This window comes from Ruminococcus sp., assembly GCF_016283395.1.
The window spans coordinates 74,246-91,641 of sequence record NZ_JAEEMU010000036.1 but is presented as its reverse complement, the minus strand read 5'-3'; the positions used below and the strand labels follow the sequence as shown (position 1 = coordinate 91,641).

Here is a 17,396-nt window from a genome sequence, read left to right as displayed (position 1 = left end):
TACACATTTGTTTTTACAAAATATAGTAATTTCTGATTTTCTCCCTCGGTATCGTACCGAGGGATTTTTTTATAAAAATAAGGGGCGAATGAATGATCATTCGTCCCTTATACTTTAATATTATTTTTCAATTCTGCTTCTCATCAGGCAAAGATCATATGTATCCCATAAACCGTCGCCGTTGAGGTCATAGTTAGTATCTTTTTCAATTTCTACCTTTTTTCCGAGAATGAAGTCCTTGAGCTTCTGAACATCATCAGCTGTATAGAGCTTTTCTTCATCGGGTATTACCGTGATCTCAGCGGTATTTATGACTGCCTCGCCTGCATTATGGAAGGTATGCATCTGAAAACCTGCTAACTGTGTCGTATGAAGTTTCAGATCAAAGGCTTTGAGCTTTTCAACGATATCGGTAATACATATCTTATTTTCATAACGTGTATACTTTTCGGGAATATCCTCAGCCTCTGACGGCTTCAATGACTCAGCGCGTGTCAGTATGATATAAGGACATATTCTGATTGCCTCTTCGGGATAGTATTCCTTTACATTATATACTACGCCCTCTGACTCTATAGTTCCGAGTTCAATAACGTCACGGGCAAGGAAGTTAATTATCTCTGTTCCTATTTCCTTGTCCCATTTATCGGCGATAAGAATATTATAGTTCTGACACTCTCCGTTATCCGAGAACCAGCCGTTCCAGGACGCTTCAGAACGATAATCGTTATTATGGCACTGAACATATCCGCCTATGATAACGTTTGAATCTTCGCCCTCATCGCTGAGTTCTCCCAAATCCACGCTGTAATCCACATATACCTTTTCATCATCTTTAAAGCCGCCTATCAGATCAGCTGTGCCTGCATCTGTCTCTTGTGAGTCATCGGAAGCAGGATCTGTGAAAGAAACCACACCTCCAATATCATTCCAGTCAAAACTATCTATTCGATCCTTGATTATACTGAAAGAATGATGCTCTTTGTCTATACCTGATGATGACCACGGATCAGATTCCGCCTGCCATTTACAGTTCAGCTTATCGATTGCATAGCCCTCCATGGAAGCATTCTCGCCTTCAACATCATAGAATACATCATCTAATGTCCGGAAGCGATGTTCTGAGTCGACATAAACCTTACTGAGCTCTCTTGCATAGTAACCGTCATCGGGAGTGAATTCTGGGATAGTTACCTCGTTCTTTACAAGCTCCACACTTCCCTTTGCTGTACCGCCGTTCACAAAAGCGGTCAGCATTGCAGGTTCGCCCAAGGTCGTTCCCTTATCCTTTATGAACTCAGTAAACGGTGCAAGCTCATGTTTAGCGGAGACCTTACCATTTTTGCCGTTTTCCTCCGCATCTTTGCTGATAAAATAATATGTATGTCTGCGGACAGGCTTGAAGCTTCCGTCAAGTGCTGCTAATGAGTAATACACATCATAATCCTGTCCGTCGGCTGTAAGCTCTCCGACTTTTTCAACATAATTCGGGCTCCAGTCCTGATAAGCATCAACGATATATATATCCACAGCGTAGTTGAATTCGTATGTCTGAGGTCCTACAAGATCAGCATAGACAGCTGTGAAGTATTTTCCCTCAACGTCCATATTCATAGAATAATCTATAGAAGAATTTGCAAGTGCCTTATAGGACTGTCCTTCCTTATACTGCTTTCCGCGCTGGAAAACAGGATCGCTGTTATAAGTATTCTCCGTTGAATCCCATTCCGTTTTGAAAAGTGAAGGGGCAAGGACCTGCATTCTTGCCGAGAAGCTGCTGCTTAAATTATAATAGTAATCTGTGCGGACACCGTCATCATAATAACCTCTCAGGATCAGCGGTGCTTCTTCATCTTCGCACTCATACTGTACAAGCTCGGGCATATTCTCGATCTCAATATCAGCCGCATATACTCTGGCATCGCCCTTTGACTGTGCAGCCTCAACGAATAAAGTGATATCGGTGATATCCCCTATATCGCAGCCTGCCTCTGCCATTGCATCAAGCTTATCGCTGACGCATACCCATCTTCTGACATCATCGTACGAATTGGCTTGCAGATCTTCATCTCTGCGGCATAACATAGGAGCCTCTTCGTCCGAAGAAGAATAAAGGGTATAATCTACAGGCTGGCTTCCTTCATCGTCAACTCCGCCAAATATGTTTTTAGCCCTGAATTCGTCCTGACATTTCAAGCTGACGATTTTTTCGTATCCGTCGTTCTTTTCGATGATACTGCGTTTGTCGGAAGCTTCGTCCAGTTCAAGTATAGTAAAGATCTTACCGTCGGAATTGCGGACACGTATGCCAAATCTTGCATAGCCGTCTTTTGAGAAATATCCGTCAACGTTTACGTATTCCTCATAGTTAACAGATATCTTGCCAAGGTCCGAGTACTTTACAGGTGAAGCAAACTTCCAGCCTCTTGCTGTTGAAAATGTCTCTTCATTGCCCCAGCTGCACTCATAATATCCGCCGGGTTCCATATTTATGCAGGCAGTACCGACCTTGTCGTTATTTGTGAATTCATAGTAGTAGCCCTTATCGACACCGCTGCTGTTATGGTCTATGATGATACCTGAATATGCAGGGAAAACGGTCATGTTCACAGCACACACTGCCGCCGCGGTCATGGCTGAGAACATCTTCTTCATACACTTGTTCATTTTTGCCCTCCTTTAAATGTTTGATATTAAACGTTATATTCTGCACATATTATATACTATACTTTTCCAAAAATCAAGCAAAATTTTGCTATTTTACATACATTTAATATGTATGTTGCATTGACAAAAACAAAAAAATTTTTGTTTTCCTGAAACACTTTACATTTCTAACCTGAGTAAGTATAATGAAAACGATAGAACACAGCAAAAATAATTGAAAAGGAGGAATATTATGACTGATAATGAATATCGCGCTTTATTTGAAAAGTCGCCTGCAACTGCTCAGAACGCGCTCTTTGAGGAATATATCAACTATGTATATTCGATCGTTTTTAACAAGCTCAGGAGCTGCGGAAGTGCCGAGGACATAGAAGAATGTGTCAGTGACGTTTTTTCTGCTGTTTTTCTCTGCTATGACAGCAAGCAGAACATAAACGGCGACCTTAAAGGCTACATAGGCAGGATAGCCTCAAACAAAGCTATAAATATGTTCCATTCACTGTCTGCCAAGACTGACAGAACTACCTATATCGAGGAGATGACAGCTCAGCTCCCCTCCGAGGATACGGTGGCTAAAAATGCCGAGCAGTCAGAGCTACAGGACATAATGATAAAATGTATAAAGTCTCTCGGCGAACCCGACTCATCTATTATGATACACAAGTATTATTACAACATGAAATCCAACGAGATAGGGGAAAAATTATCACTGCCTGCTGCAACAGTCCGTGTAAAATGCAGCCGCGCCTTGAAAAAACTGAAAGAACTTCTTACTGCAGAAGGATATGATCTGAAGGAGGGAGAAATATGAACGAGAACAGAAAGATAGGATTTGAAGTGCTTGAAAATGCAGATGAAAACAAAATAAAGGAAATGGGAGCAGATACTCCTATACTGACACCAAACGCTAAAGACAGAATGTTAAAGATGAGCAAGGAAAAATTCAGCAAGGCAAAGGGATTTACCGCAGCAGAAAATACAGACACAGAGAATGACGAGTACACAGTATCAGGCGAAGCCGAAATTTACAAGCGTTCAAAGATAAAGCGTATAATTACTGCTGCTGCAAGCTGTGCAGCTGCGGCTGTACTTATCGGAACCACGGTACTTATGCTCCACAGGAAGCCTGCCGATACTAAGCTCCCCGATCAGACTATAACCACAAATGCCGACCCGAATGTGACCAACACAGGTACGACTGTAACAAAAACAGGAACAGCAACGACTACATCAACGGAAACAATATCTGAACTGACCACTGTTACAACATACATAGCAAAGGATTTCAATATAACTTCTCCTGTGCCTGATGAAGAAATTGCAAGAGCGCGTCAGAAAGCAATTGATGATTTTATCCATACAGCATATGCAATTGATGTACAGTACAAATATATCGACATGAATTCTGACGGTACTTCCGAGCTTATGGTATTTTTCCAGAACGCTTATTATCAGACTCTGATCTATCGCTATAACGGCTCTGAATATGTATGCGACATAAATGAATATGGCAGACCTGCTTCGATAATGAGCACAACAATGCCTAAAATAAGTGATGATGAAAGCTGCATCTATCTTTTTGATAAGGAAAGCGGCGGTGTACATCTATACATAACTATGAATGAGGATTACTCACTTGATATTGATGACTACTATCACGGCAGTGACTGGGAAGATTACGATGCCCACAGAAATGAGGCTGATTATCGCCCTAAGGACATATGGTATAATCGCGGTGATAAAGTCTCAGAGGAAGAATATAACAGCAGGCTCGCAAAGTACTCTTCTTATAATTTCAACGATATAAATGACTTTGTCTATGTGATAGATGAAGCAGACGGAGTTAAAGAATTCCGCAGAGAAATTGAAGAGGAGGAGCGTCAGAGAGAGGAGAAAAGAAAAGCTGACCCTCACTGTGAAGACTTTGCGTGTGTATATATCGACAAGTCATTTTTCCTTAACAAGGGCATACTTGAAAGCGGTACTCAGTATATTGTAGAGCATACAGATACATACTGCGATGGGACCGCACTGATCAAAACCGATAACAATGATATTTATTCAGAAGATCCTGACAATAATCAATTAGGGTTCTGTGTCGATTACGGCAAGAACGATGATGCACCATGCCATATCAAGGTACGCTGCTGTCCTAAGGATAAACAGGAATATTTCGACTTGTGCGATCTCGATATCGACTTCAAAAACAAATCATATTACTGCGGCGACGTGATCGCTTCCAATTATATAAACGTAGAATTCGTCTATTTCAGTGAATGTTATGATAACGAATAAATATTTATCGCCCTCTTATGAGGGCGATATTTCTTTTACACTAACGTATTCGGAAAAATTCAGGTAAAGAATTTTGAAAAATTTGTCACGTTTTTCCTTTCTGTGTCGAATGTACTATATAGAACAGCTTTTTTCACAGAAAGGAACTTCAAAATGAAAAACAGATTTATAAGAGCAGCAGCTTTTGCGGCGGCAGCCTGTCTTTCAATGAGTTCATGCTCGGAAAAATCAAATAAAAAAGATACAAATAATATAAAAGCTGAAACTATTTCAGCAAACAGTGACAACATGAACGCAGCAGAGCTTCTTGCAGGCTCATACAAGCTCAAAAACTATAAGGAAATACCCGAAATATCAAATCTCAGAGACCTTGTACCGCTGAAAAACGGCGGATTTATAGCTGTGAGCTGGATATACGGCACAAGACAGAGCTGCATTTATACTTTAAATGACGATCTTTCGGAAGTTAATGCGGTAAATATCACCATTCCCGATGATGCAGCCAAGGCAGACGGTTACGATTCGGTATTCTCGATAACTCATACAGGAAATATAACCGCACTGTACACCATGTATGATAACGGAGGCATTACTCCTCCAGACGACGATGAGAATTTCGATTACAGAGAATTCTACGAAAATCAAAAAAACTCATACGGTCTGTGCTTCTATAACTCAGACGGTACTATCAAAAGCTATGCGAATTTAGGTGATCTTGGAGATATCAAAAGTTCTGATGGTGAAAGATTATACAGCTGTTCATTTGTACAGGCAGGCGAATCATCTGCACTCGTCAGTTTCTCAAACGGCATCATTCTTCTCTGCGGAATCGACGGCAAGACAGAAAAGCTCCCTCTCTATAATGAGACTGAATCGTTCTATACCGCAGATTTTACACTTGACACCAATGATAATATCTACATGACTTATTCTTATTACGAGGGCGATGATATATACAAGGATACCCGCTGTATAGTGCCTGTAGATACCGAGAAAAAAGCATACGGCGATGCATTGATGACTATCGGCTATACCGATCCCGACATATATGATTACTATATCATGAGCGGATACGGAGATTACTGTCTGCTCATTTCCGACAGCACTGACCTTTACGGAATAAAGTCTGACGGTACAAAGGAAAAGATACTTAACTGGGCAGATTCCGACACGGGACCTATGGGCATCGTAAGCATAGGAAACGATGAATACTACTGCTGGGGAAAAAATATGTACGACAGCCAGATCTACAAGCTTGTTCCCCGTCAGGAAGGCGATGGCGAAAACACTCAGGTACTGACCTTAGGTCTTATGTACGGCGGCAATCAGCCAATGGTAAACAGCTTCAACAGAAGTCAGGATAAGTACAGGATAAAGGTTATAGATTATTCTGAAATGTACCGTCAGCAAAACGCAAGTACATACAATGAACCTCAGACTAATGAAGAGTATGATGAAGTAGAAAGCGGTATAAGAAATCTCATGCAAATGGACGTTATATCAGGAAATGCACCTGATATCCTTCTCTGCTACGATCATAATGATATACAGGCTCTCAGCAGCAAGGGATTATTCACCGATCTCTATACTATCATGGAGAACGATCCCGACATAAACCGTGAGACAATGCTCCCGAATCTGCTGAAAGCTATGGAGAGCGGAGACGGTCATCTCTACAGTATAACTCCTTCATTCTCACTGTGTACTCTGGCAGTCAAGTCAAAGTTTTCGGATCGTGAAAACTGGACATTACAGGATATGATAGACCTGTATGACAAGTCAAACGCAGAACACCGCTATGATAACAATACAAAAACACGTATGCTGGAATGCTTCTCGAAGGTCAGAGCGATTTCATTGACTTAGAGCATGGAAAATGCAACTTTGACAGTCCCGAGTTCGTTGAGCTGCTCAAATTCTGCAACCGCTTCGTTGAAAAAATAGAACCTCCCTGTGCAGAAGATGATTATGATGCAATGGATGCGTTCTTTATGGATCAATACACATGGTTCGCTAAGGATAAAGATCTTGTCCGCCAGTGCGCAGGCTATGACACATTCCTGAAATATGACACTTTCGGCGGCGATGATTACACCCTGGTCGGCTACCCTTCATCAAACGGCAAGGGCGGAAAATTATCACCGACAAGCGAATTCGCTATATGTAAGACAAGCTCCAAGCAGGAAGGCGCATGGGAATTCATCAAATCATTCTTTGATTTTGACAATGAATACAATTATTGCTCTTACGACTATCCTGCACTGAAAACCGAGTTTGAAAAAGCACTTGACGAGAAAACAAAGATGTACGCCTGGGACGAAAACGGCAATCAAATTGAAGTAACTACTATGGATCCAGATGTTCCAAGATCAGAATATCCGCTCACAAAGGACGATCGCGACGCTCTTGAACGTTATCTCCTAAGCTGTGATACGCTCTTTGACTCTATAAGCTCAGATGTAAAAAGCATCTGTCTGGAAGAAGCCAATGCTTACTTCCACGGTGAAAGATCAGCTGAGGAAGCAGCTAAACTTATGCAGAATCGTATTTCTATATTTGTCAGTGAAAAGAACTGACATTGAAATACTTTTCATAATCCCCCCAATGTCGCACCTCCGTGTGGGGGTGCGCCTTTTTTTGATACATTCATGACACGTTCATTGAAGTATATAATTTTAAACATAAGGAGTGATAAAAATGAAACTAACCAAAATCAAAAAGTCGATCTGCACAGCTATCACAGTTCTTATGGCTGCCGCAAGCATACCGACCATGGCTAATGCCGCTGATGATTACCAGGATACAGGCAGTATCGGCGGTTTCGACTGGGAAGTATGGAATCAGGAGAGTAAGGGCAATTTCTCATGGGAGCCCTCAGCAGGCTCATTCACCTGCTCGTGGAGCGGTATCGAAAATTTCCTTGCGCGTATGGGTAAGAATTACGACAAACAGAAAAAGAACTATAAGGCTTTCGGAGATATAGTTCTGTCCTATGATGTTGAGTATACACCAAAGGGTAATTCTTATATGTGCATTTACGGCTGGACGAGAAGTCCTCTTATGGAGTACTACATCGTAGAAGGCTGGGGCGACTGGAGGCCGCCAGGAAATGAAGGCGAAAGCAAGGGAAGCGTGACAATTGACGGCAATACCTATGATATTCTCAAGTCAAGACGTTATAACAAACCTTCCATTGAGGGTACGCAGACATTCGACCAGTACTGGAGCGTTCGCAGAACAAGCGGCTCTGCAAACAACAAGACCAACAACATGAAGGGCACTGTATCTGTTACAAAGCACTTCGAAGCATGGGAAAAAGCAGGTCTTGATATGTCAGGTACTCTCTATGAAGTATCTCTCAATATCGAGGGTTATAAATCAAACGGTTCTGCCAAGGTAAAGTCTATTTCCTTCGACAAGGCGGATATCGTACCAGAGCCTGTAATTGAGCCTATAAAGCCTGATGCAAACGGATACTATTTAAAAGAAAAGTTTGAGGACGGCACAGGTGATTGGGCAGGCCGCGGCGATGCGGCAGTCAAATCAAGTTCAGAGGGCTACGACGGCTCAAAGGGATTATTTGTTTCGGGACGTACCGAGGAATGGAACGGTGCTTCTATAGCACTTGACAGCAATACATTCAAGGCAGGCGAGACCTACAGCTTCGGTGTTAATGTAAAGCAGCTTTCGGGTTCTGCAACGCCAATGAAGCTCACCCTTCAGTACACTGATTCGGACGGGAAAGAAACCTATGATACAGTAGCAGAAAAATCCGCTTCAGATGAATGGATAGACCTTTCCAATTCTTCTTATACTATCCCCGAAGGTGCTTCAAATCTTATTCTTTACGTTGAAGCTCCGAAAAGTCTTACGGATTTCTATATCGACAACGCTTATGCAGGTGTCAAGAGCACTAAGCCTCTTGTAGCTCCGAGCAGTACCGTAAAGCCCTCAGATGATATGCGAGGCGATACGAATGAGGACGGTGTAGTCGATGTTTATGACCTTATCCGTTTAAGAAAGGGCATTATCGACATGACGTCGGGCACGGGCACAGTTCCGCCAAATTCCGATGTAAACGGTGACGGGGATACCAGTGTGGCTGACCTTGTATGCTTGCAGAAGCATATCCTCGGATCATCACCTATCCCTGCACCAATTAAATAATAAGTATCACTCTCTTAATTGTGCTGCTTATATAGAAGTTTAATCAATTATAGGGAACGCCTTCTCTTGCAAGGCGTTCCCTCTTCAAAAACAGTCCACTGGACTGTTTTTGAATTCACCCTTTGCGATGCGCCTTCGTATTATTTCGCTGTTCTCTGAAAACTTGGAACAGCGACCAAAGGCTTTGCCTCTGGACTCCACCAAAGGAACATAGTCCCTTTGGAATCCCGTTCATACGTTCAGCAAGTTATTTGGCGAATCGTAATAAAAAAACTCAGCCCCCAGCAGTTTAAATGCGTTGGGGCTATACTTCTATATCAATATCGCACTTATGAGGGCGATATTTTTTTGCTTTGAGTGTTGCTGTTTACAGAAATATATGCTATAATGAATAATATGTCTAAAATTGGAGGATATTATGAGCATACTCAATGTTGAACACGTAACCCACGGATTTGGTGCAAGGCAGATACTCAATGACGCTTCTTTCCGCCTTCTCAAAGGCGAGCACGTCGGACTTGTGGGAGCTAACGGCGAAGGAAAATCCACATTTCTGAATATAATCATGGGCAAGCTTCAGCCCGATGAGGGAAAAATAGAATGGTGCAGACACATTACAACAGGTTATCTCGACCAGTACAGCACACTTGCAAAAGGCAAAACTATCCGCGATGTACTTCGTGAAGCCTTCGACCACCTCTCCGAGCTTGAAGCCGAAATGCTCACCCTTTATGAGAAAATGTCGGACTGCTCAGATGAGGAAATGAATTCACTTATGGAGGAAGTCGGCGAGATACAGAGTATACTCGATTACAGCGGCTATTATACCATAGATGCAAAAATATCCGAGTACGCAAACGGTCTCGGACTTAACGAGATAGGTCTTGACAGAGACGTTGCGGAACTTTCGGGCGGTCAGCGTGCAAAGGTGCTCCTCGCAAAGGTACTCCTTGAAAATCCCATGATACTTATACTCGATGAGCCTACAAACTTCCTCGACGAAAACCACATCAGATGGCTGACCAATTTCCTGCAAAACTACGAAAACGCATTCATACTTGTATCCCATGACGTACCGTTCATGAACAGTGTCATAAACGTTGTGTACCACGTCGAGAACGCAGTTATGACACGCTATACAGGTGATTATGACAATTTCGTGAGAATGTACGAACTGAAAAAGAAACAGATCGAACAGGCTTACGAAAAACAGCAGAAAGAGATCGCAGACCTTGAGGACTTCATTGCCCGTAACAAGGCTCGCGTTGCAACTACGAACATGGCTAAGTCACGACAGAAAAAGCTTGACAAAATGGACAAGATAACTCTTATGCGTGAAAAGCCAAAGCCAACATTCTCATTCCGCAAGGCGCGTACTCCCGGACGTGTAGTCATCGACTGCAAGAACGTAGTCCTCGGCTACGATGAACCGCTTACAAAGCCTATATCCGTAAAGGTCGAGAACGGTCAGAAAATAGCAATACGCGGCGTGAACGGCATAGGCAAGTCCACACTGCTGAAAACCCTGTTGAAGATAATACCGCCTATATCAGGCTATGTAGAGCATGACCAGTTCGTGGAATACGGCTACTTCGAGCAGGAAGAGGAAAGCACCTCAAAAACTGCACTCGATGTTATATGGGAGGAATACCCCTCAATGACAAATGCGGAAGTACGTGCGGCACTTGCACAGTGCGGACTCACTACCGAGCATATCACATCACAAATGAGGGTGCTCTCAGGCGGTGAAAATGCAAAGGTAAGGATATGCAGGATAATGCTCAAGGAGGTCAATCTCCTCGTACTCGACGAGCCAACAAACCACCTTGACGTTGACGCAAAGGAGTCGCTGAAAAAGGCTATCAAGGACTACAAGGGAACTGTCCTCATCGTAAGCCACGAACCCGAGTTCTACATGGATATCGCCGATAACATCTGGAATATCGAGGAATGGTCAACCAAGATCATCTAAGGCAGCGCACACTATTTATCATAGCATAAAAATAAGGAGTATGGCTTTTGCAAGTCATACTCCTTTTACATTATTTCTTTGCCTCGTTCTTCATGAATTCTTCCATTGAGATAACGCTCTGCTTTGCAGTTGAAGCATAAGCGTAGTACGAAAGTATCTTTGAAGCATCAACTGAATCAACTATGCCGTCTTTATTAACATCGGCAGCAGCTTCCTGCTGTTCGTTGAAACTGCTCTTCTGATTTGTAGATGTCTGAGCATAATTTCTCAGCACGATAGACGCATCAACAGAATCTACTCTTTTGCTGTTATCAACATCGCCGAGAGAATAATCCTCCTGTATCGCAGGCTCAACAGGAGTTACGGGAGTCTCGGGATTTTCTGGGATAGTGAACTCTATTGACTTCCTGTTGACTTCAAGCATCTGATTGAGCATTTCCGTAAATTCGGTACGTGTAGCCTTTCCGTGAGGATCTATCCTGCGTTCCTCCTTAGGAGCACTAAGGTCACCCTTACCGTCTATTATATGCCATGTACAAGCCCAGCATATAGCCTCCCAGTGGTCGAAGTCCACCTCGTAATAGTCCATGAAGTCGTCACTTCTTCCGAAGTCGATAGAACGCTCATAGCCCATATATTCTGAGAAACGCATCATCATAAGTGCCACATCTTCTCTTGTTACCCATTTGCCAACGCCGAAGGTATCGGATACAACATAAGGATAACCCAGACAGAGAGCATTTTTCTCGCCCCAGAGCAGTGCGTCCTCATACCATGCACCGTGCTCTACATCTGTAAATCTTGACTTCAGTCCGCTTACACTTGGCTTTCCTGCCATTTCATACAGTGTCTGTACAGCAGCCTCTCGTGTGATAAGCTCCTTTGTGTCTGTTATATCATCATCGTTAGCCTCATACACAGGGAAAGAAGCCTTTGATTCCGCATTGAGCTTTACTGTATTGTTAATGGCGAGGAAGAATATATTATCCTTGCCTGTGGACGTATCTCCGCCGTAGTCGATAGTCCATGCGGTGAATTTGCCGTAGTTCCATACATCTTGCTTAGCACCCTCGTTATAGGTCTTTATAAGGTATGGATTGCGGCTTATGTCCAGTTCTGTAAAGTCGTTTATAAACGCCTGCAAGAAGCGCAGATTTGCATGATATGAAAGATCAAGCCCTTTGAGGTGATTTTGCATACAATCCAGATAAGCAAGCTTTGGATTGTGCGAAAGATCAAGCTCGGTAAGCTCGTTGTAAGCGCAGCTGAGCTTGTTCAGCTCGGGATTATGGCTAACGTCAACACTGGTAGCACCGTTATTTGAACAGTTGTAATACTGCAATCCGGGACACTTGCTGACATCTATGCTTCCAAGTTCGTGGTTGTCCCACACATTAAGTCTCTTCATTCTCGGACAGCAGGTAACGTCAAGCGTCTTGAATTTATTTCTGAAAGCGTCAAGGTGCTGCATATTTGGGTTGTGGCTCAGGTCGAGCTCGGTAAGCTCACAGTCACCGCACATAAGATGCTCCAGCACGGGGTTTTTGGAAACGTCAAGTTTCTTCAAAGGATTTGAATTACATTCGATATATGACATCTTTGGGTTTTTAGTAACGTTCAGCGATGTCAGCTTGCAGTTGTAGCAATATACCCATTCAAGAGTCGGAAGATTTGAAAAATCCAGTGATGTAAACAGATTGTCCGAACACCATATACCTGTTATCTGCTGGTTCTTGCTGAGGTCCATTGTCTCTATCTGATTATCCATGCAGTAGAGTCCGCGCAGTTCCACAAGATACTCAATACCCTTGAGAGATTTTATTTTCTTTCCGTTACACCATACGTTTCTTGCATAAAGTATTTCTTCGGGATCAAGAGTACCGTTTCTGTCTTTGTCAAAAGCACCTGAAACATATTCCCTGAAATTCGCATCTGGGAATGTTGCAGAGGTTATCTTTACGGACTGGATACCGTCAGTAAACGCTGCATCCGCCTTGGTGTCAGGCTTTATTATACCGCTGCCCAGCGTCAGCATCATTGCCGTACAGCCTGCAATGAACTTTGTTATTTTGTAATCCCTTTTTTTCATCATTCACTACTTCCCTTCTTTTCGCCGTTTAAAGGCATGATTTTTAGAAAAACTTATACATAAAAAATGTACATAAAATCAAATCATAAAAATCTCAAAAAATTCATTTTACCGATCTTATCAAGTTATAATACATTGAAAGGAATCTGTTTTTATCATATCACAAATCAGCGTATGTGTCAATATTCTGGCGAAAACTCCGCAAAAAATGCAACTTTTCATCGTTTTGTCCCTTATCGTATTTTTATCCATGCAGCACCGATAAACAGCAATATAAGCCTTGACTTTTTCACTAAAATACTGTACAATTTATGTAATATTATAGATGTTTTGTGCTCGTGAAAATGATTATTTTTAAGGAGGATCAAGTTATGAAATTCAAAAAGGCATTATCCATACTTGGTGCATTGGTACTTAGCTTTTCATACGCATCATCGGCTGCTGTATGTACTTCCGCTTCACTTATCTCCGATATTATCGACAAGGTGAACAATGACGTTTTCAACTATTTCAGCATCATTGAAGAAATAGACGGATACAGCAGTGCTGTTATAGCTATGGAAGATCCTGCAAGCACACTTGAATTCAAAAACATTGATGAGAGCCAGCTCAAAGCTCAGCCGCCTATGTATTATGCAGGTACTATTGAAGTGGGCGGCGAGACATATCACGTATGCAGACGCAAAGGGTTCACTTATTCCGAACAGATCAATGATCTCGAATCCGAATATAACGACTATATTTTCTATCATGTATGCCGTGACGGCAGCTCCTCTGAGGACTTCACCTCTTTCCCACTCTATGAGCTTATCGAGGGTGCAAAGCATTTCGGACTTAAAACAGGCAAAATGAGCAGTGTCAAGCTGGACGAAAACACATATGAATGTAACTGCGATACTACCGCGCTGAAAAAAGAGGGCGTTGAAACTACAGGTAAACTGTATTCGGATCTTTCAATGATGAGATGCAACTATATAATCATTGATAACTACGATTTTTATTCGCCTGAATATTATCTTTTACGAGGCAGCAATATGTACGCTTATGCAGGGGGCTGCTTCACCGTAAACGCCAAAGAGTACCAATTACTCTATACCGAAAAGTCTGTAGACTCAACTGTGGACATCAACCTTAACAGGACATCAGTGTATGAGCTAAACTCTGAAAACGACATATGCATTGACTGTCAGATGGACGACAGCCTTGACGGCAAATACGGAATGGTCTACACGTTCTATACACCATATGATACAAATTCACGCACCACTTTCAGAATAGCCGAAAAGATTTCAGGAATGGATATGGAAGAATTCTTCAACAGCTATTCAAAAAAGCAGGGTATCGGCACTGAATATTCGTACCATTCATCAGAGCTTATGACCACCTATACTGAAAACGATAACGAATATGACCTCTATAAAGTCAACTATCGTTTCATCGGCGAATTTCAGAAATATGATGAAGTATGCTATTTTGCAGTCCGTAAGGACACCGATAATGCCGCTTCTTACAAAGATACTCTGAGTGTATACGATCATATGAGCCATATCCCCGAGCTTGCATCAGGCTGCGAAATATTTGATATCGAGCTTGCTTTCCACAACTGTGGTGCAACAGGTGATATAAGCGTTATCAAAAACGACATAAGCTTTGAAAAGAGAGAAGTCCCCGAAATAATAGCAGGAGACTTCAATAACGATAATATTATAGATGCGTTTGATATCGTATCAGCAAGAAACGCTATCATTTCAAAACTTGATGACGAAAATGCAAAATCAGACGAACACATGGATCTGAACAAAAACGGAAGCTTTGATATAGCAGATTTAGTTCTCCTTCAATCCTTCGTCCTCGGAAAAATAAAAACCTTACCATAAAAACACCGCTGATAACAATGGTAATAATATATAAGTTTATATTGATTTGTCGGGGGAACCCTTTCTGAGGAAAGGTTTTCCCCCGAACCCCTTTCCAAAGACTTTTATCTGATTTTTTTCAGGATAGGGCGCGTAAAAATAATAAAAAAGACCTGTAATATACAGGTCGCGCCCTATTCTGAAAAAAATAAAAACAGAAGTTTTCGGGAGAGAGTTTGAGAGAAGCCCCTTTTTCAAAAGGGGTTCTCTCAATAATCAGCATAAAAGCTTATGTATCAGTATCACCATTGCTGTCAGCGGTGTGTTTTACGAAAGCGGTATCATAAGTGTAACGCAGAAGCCGTCATTTGGGCTTGAACATATAAGCTCTCCGTTCATCTTATCCATAAGCTCGCTTGCGATATAAAGTCCGAGACCGCTTCCTTCCTTACCCACTGAGTTTTTCTTGCCGCGGTAGAATTTACTCGTTATCAGATCAAGCTCATCGGCAGGGACTCCTGCTCCGTGATCCCGTATGTACATCTCAAGGTAACTGTCCTTAACGCTGTAGCCTATATCTATGACTGTGCCTGCGTACTTGTATGAGTTGCTTATGATATTGCCAATGACCTGTGAAAGTCTTGGTCTGTCCACACGTATGAGACATTGCGGTATCGCTGCCTCATTCGCAAGACAGCGGCTGTCGTGCTCTGCAACAAGCTCGTGCAGTATCTCCGACCTCTCGTCACAGCAGCTCACATTCATTTCGCCGAGATCTTCAAGTGCGGAAGAAAGCAGGTCACTTACAAGAATGTTTATCTGTTCAGCCTTCTGATGAATGTTGCCGACTTTTTCACTCACATACTCATCTTTTACCTTTACCATAAGCAGCTCACAAAGGAGCTTTATGCCTGTTATGGGAGTTTTCAGATCATGGCTGAGAGAAGCTATCATTTCTTTTTCTTTCATCTTCAATTCATTTTCGACCTGCCTTGAGCGTTTAAGCTCCTCACGCATTATATCAAAGCTTTCCGTGAACGCTCCGAAGAGATTGTTCTTTTCCAGCATTATGGGCTCGTCCAGACTTCCCGAAGCTACATTCACGGCGAACTGCTCCATTTCCTTAAACGGGATTATGATATTCTTTCTTACATAGATACCATACATCGTACCTGCAAGAATAAACATCATCGCCATTAACAGCGCAGCCAAAATGAGCTTTCGTTTCGCTATATTGAACTTTGACTTATCAGGATCGGGTATTATTATCGTGCCCAGCATTCGGCTGCCGTCAGCCACCGACAGACACAGACAGCCCTTATTTACAGCTTCCTCGACCGAGTTCACATCTTTCAGCTCGCTGCTTACATCGGAATACACAACGAACTCGTCACTGTTGAAAATTATCATCTCATCACTGAATGCATCACTGTCAAAAGCACCTATATCGTCCCATTGCTCTTTCACAGTCTGTGTGATGTCGTTCAATAAGACCGCATCGGTCTTGCTGCTCCTGTACGAGCTTGTTATGCCGATAAATAAAGATATGCCGCACATTATTATAGCTGCTATGGTAAGCAGGAGCCTGATATAAAACTTCATGCTTCCTGTCCTGCCTCTCCGTCCTCGATTATGTATCCGACTCCCCATACAGTCTTGATGATATCGGGAGAGTTGGGATCATTTTCTATCTTTTCGCGCAGATGACGTATATGCACCGCAAGTGTTCCCTCGCCTATGAATTCATCTCCCCAGACATTTTTCAAAAACTCGTCCTTGGTCACGACAAATCCGCGCTTTTCAAGAAGATATACGAGCATTTTATATTCCATAGCTTTAAGGCTGACCTCAACGCCGTTTTTAATGAGCTTGCGCCTGCCCGTGTCAAGAACAAGTCCGTCCTTTATGGACACTTCCCTGCGCTTCATGGTATCACCCGATGAAACGGCTTTGGCGGAGACAGCAACTGCTGCCTCCGCTGATCTTTCATATCGTTTGAGTATAGCCTTTACCTTGGCAAGAAGAATGTTCAGGGTATAAGGCTTCTTTATGTAATCATCGCCGCCTATGTTCAGTGCAGTGAGAACATCGTCATCGCTGGTCCTCGCACTTATGAACAGTATAGGCATATCATACTGTGCCCTGACCTGTTTGCACAGCTCGAATCCTGATCTTTCACCAAGATTGATATCCAGCAGCAGAAGCGATACCTGATTTTCTTCAAGGAACTTTACCGCGTCCTCAAAGCTGGTAACATACGCTGTGCTGATATCAAAAATATTGAAATACTCCGCAGTAGTTTCTGCGATAGTTACATCATCGTCGATCATAAGGCACTGATATTTCATTA

General features: G+C 42.5%; 11 protein-coding genes. 7 read left to right on the top strand and 4 right to left on the bottom strand.

The genetic code is table 11. The features are described from left to right. Nucleotides 1-120 precede the first annotated feature (120 nt). Nucleotides 121-2,667, bottom strand: a complete 2,547-nt coding sequence (locus QZZ41_RS05410) for a glycoside hydrolase family 11 protein (RefSeq protein WP_295069229.1) — start codon at nucleotides 2,665-2,667, stop codon at nucleotides 121-123. Between the two features lie 232 nt (nucleotides 2,668-2,899). On the opposite strand from QZZ41_RS05410, the gene QZZ41_RS05405 reads away from it, so the two are divergent. From QZZ41_RS05405 to QZZ41_RS05380, 6 genes are all read left to right on the top strand, one after another. After that, entirely contained in the window at nucleotides 2,900-3,478 is a 579-nt protein-coding gene (locus tag QZZ41_RS05405; protein ID WP_295069226.1) for a sigma-70 family RNA polymerase sigma factor, read from the top strand. Further along, nucleotides 3,475-4,962 (top strand): hypothetical protein, encoded by a 1,488-nt coding sequence (locus QZZ41_RS05400; RefSeq protein WP_295069223.1) that lies wholly within the window; start codon nucleotides 3,475-3,477, stop codon nucleotides 4,960-4,962. The genes QZZ41_RS05405 and QZZ41_RS05400 overlap by 4 nt, the downstream gene beginning before the upstream one ends. Before the next feature lie 153 nt (nucleotides 4,963-5,115). Then, a complete protein-coding gene (locus QZZ41_RS05395; RefSeq protein ID WP_295069221.1) occupies nucleotides 5,116-6,828 on the top strand; it encodes a hypothetical protein in 1,713 nt (570 codons plus the stop codon). Continuing rightward, nucleotides 6,792-7,538, top strand: coding sequence for a hypothetical protein (locus tag QZZ41_RS05390; protein WP_295069218.1), 747 nt, complete (start codon nucleotides 6,792-6,794; stop codon nucleotides 7,536-7,538). The genes QZZ41_RS05395 and QZZ41_RS05390 overlap by 37 nt, the downstream gene beginning before the upstream one ends. 121 nt (nucleotides 7,539-7,659) lie before the next feature. Then, complete coding sequence (locus QZZ41_RS05385; RefSeq protein WP_295069215.1) at nucleotides 7,660-9,129, top strand: glycoside hydrolase family 11 protein; 1,470 nt, start codon at nucleotides 7,660-7,662, stop codon at nucleotides 9,127-9,129. 418 nt (nucleotides 9,130-9,547) lie between these two features. Continuing rightward, on the top strand, nucleotides 9,548-11,101 hold the full coding sequence (locus QZZ41_RS05380; RefSeq protein WP_072950485.1) for an ABC-F family ATP-binding cassette domain-containing protein: 1,554 nt from the start codon (nucleotides 9,548-9,550) through the stop codon (nucleotides 11,099-11,101). A gap of 70 nt (nucleotides 11,102-11,171) precedes the next feature. Here QZZ41_RS05380 and QZZ41_RS05375 read toward each other — a convergent pair whose 3' ends face one another. Beyond that, nucleotides 11,172-13,193, bottom strand: coding sequence for a dockerin type I domain-containing protein (locus QZZ41_RS05375; protein WP_295069211.1), 2,022 nt, complete (start codon nucleotides 13,191-13,193; stop codon nucleotides 11,172-11,174). Between the two features lie 368 nt (nucleotides 13,194-13,561). Here QZZ41_RS05375 and QZZ41_RS05370 point away from each other — a divergent pair, with 368 nt between their 5' ends. Beyond that, nucleotides 13,562-15,067, top strand: a complete 1,506-nt coding sequence (locus tag QZZ41_RS05370; RefSeq protein WP_295069207.1) for a dockerin type I repeat-containing protein — start codon at nucleotides 13,562-13,564, stop codon at nucleotides 15,065-15,067. A gap of 306 nt (nucleotides 15,068-15,373) precedes the next feature. On the opposite strand, the gene QZZ41_RS05365 is transcribed toward QZZ41_RS05370, so the two are convergent. After that, nucleotides 15,374-16,648, bottom strand: coding sequence for a sensor histidine kinase KdpD (locus tag QZZ41_RS05365; RefSeq protein WP_295069205.1), 1,275 nt, complete (start codon nucleotides 16,646-16,648; stop codon nucleotides 15,374-15,376). Further along, complete coding sequence (locus tag QZZ41_RS05360) at nucleotides 16,645-17,394, bottom strand: response regulator transcription factor (RefSeq protein WP_295069202.1); 750 nt, start codon at nucleotides 17,392-17,394, stop codon at nucleotides 16,645-16,647. Before QZZ41_RS05360 ends, QZZ41_RS05365 begins: the two co-directional genes overlap by 4 nt. Between the last annotated feature and the right edge of the window lie 2 nt (nucleotides 17,395-17,396).

Bases quoted from the DNA above. Each gene is read 5' to 3' on its own strand.
- QZZ41_RS05370 (WP_295069207.1), top strand. From the start codon at position 13,562: ATGAAATTCAAAAAGGCATTATCCATACTTGGTGCATTGGTACTTAGC.
- QZZ41_RS05390 (WP_295069218.1), top strand. From the start codon at position 6,792: ATGCTTCTCGAAGGTCAGAGCGATTTCATTGACTTAGAGCATGGAAAA.
- QZZ41_RS05395 (WP_295069221.1), top strand. From the start codon at position 5,116: ATGAAAAACAGATTTATAAGAGCAGCAGCTTTTGCGGCGGCAGCCTGT.
- QZZ41_RS05400 (WP_295069223.1), top strand. From the start codon at position 3,475: ATGAACGAGAACAGAAAGATAGGATTTGAAGTGCTTGAAAATGCAGAT.
- QZZ41_RS05385 (WP_295069215.1), top strand. From the start codon at position 7,660: ATGAAACTAACCAAAATCAAAAAGTCGATCTGCACAGCTATCACAGTT.
- QZZ41_RS05380 (WP_072950485.1), top strand. From the start codon at position 9,548: ATGAGCATACTCAATGTTGAACACGTAACCCACGGATTTGGTGCAAGG.
- QZZ41_RS05410 (WP_295069229.1), bottom strand. From the start codon at position 2,667: ATGAACAAGTGTATGAAGAAGATGTTCTCAGCCATGACCGCGGCGGCA.
- QZZ41_RS05365 (WP_295069205.1), bottom strand. From the start codon at position 16,648: ATGAAGTTTTATATCAGGCTCCTGCTTACCATAGCAGCTATAATAATG.
- QZZ41_RS05405 (WP_295069226.1), top strand. From the start codon at position 2,900: ATGACTGATAATGAATATCGCGCTTTATTTGAAAAGTCGCCTGCAACT.
- QZZ41_RS05375 (WP_295069211.1), bottom strand. From the start codon at position 13,193: ATGATGAAAAAAAGGGATTACAAAATAACAAAGTTCATTGCAGGCTGT.
- QZZ41_RS05360 (WP_295069202.1), bottom strand. From the start codon at position 17,394: ATGAAATATCAGTGCCTTATGATCGACGATGATGTAACTATCGCAGAA.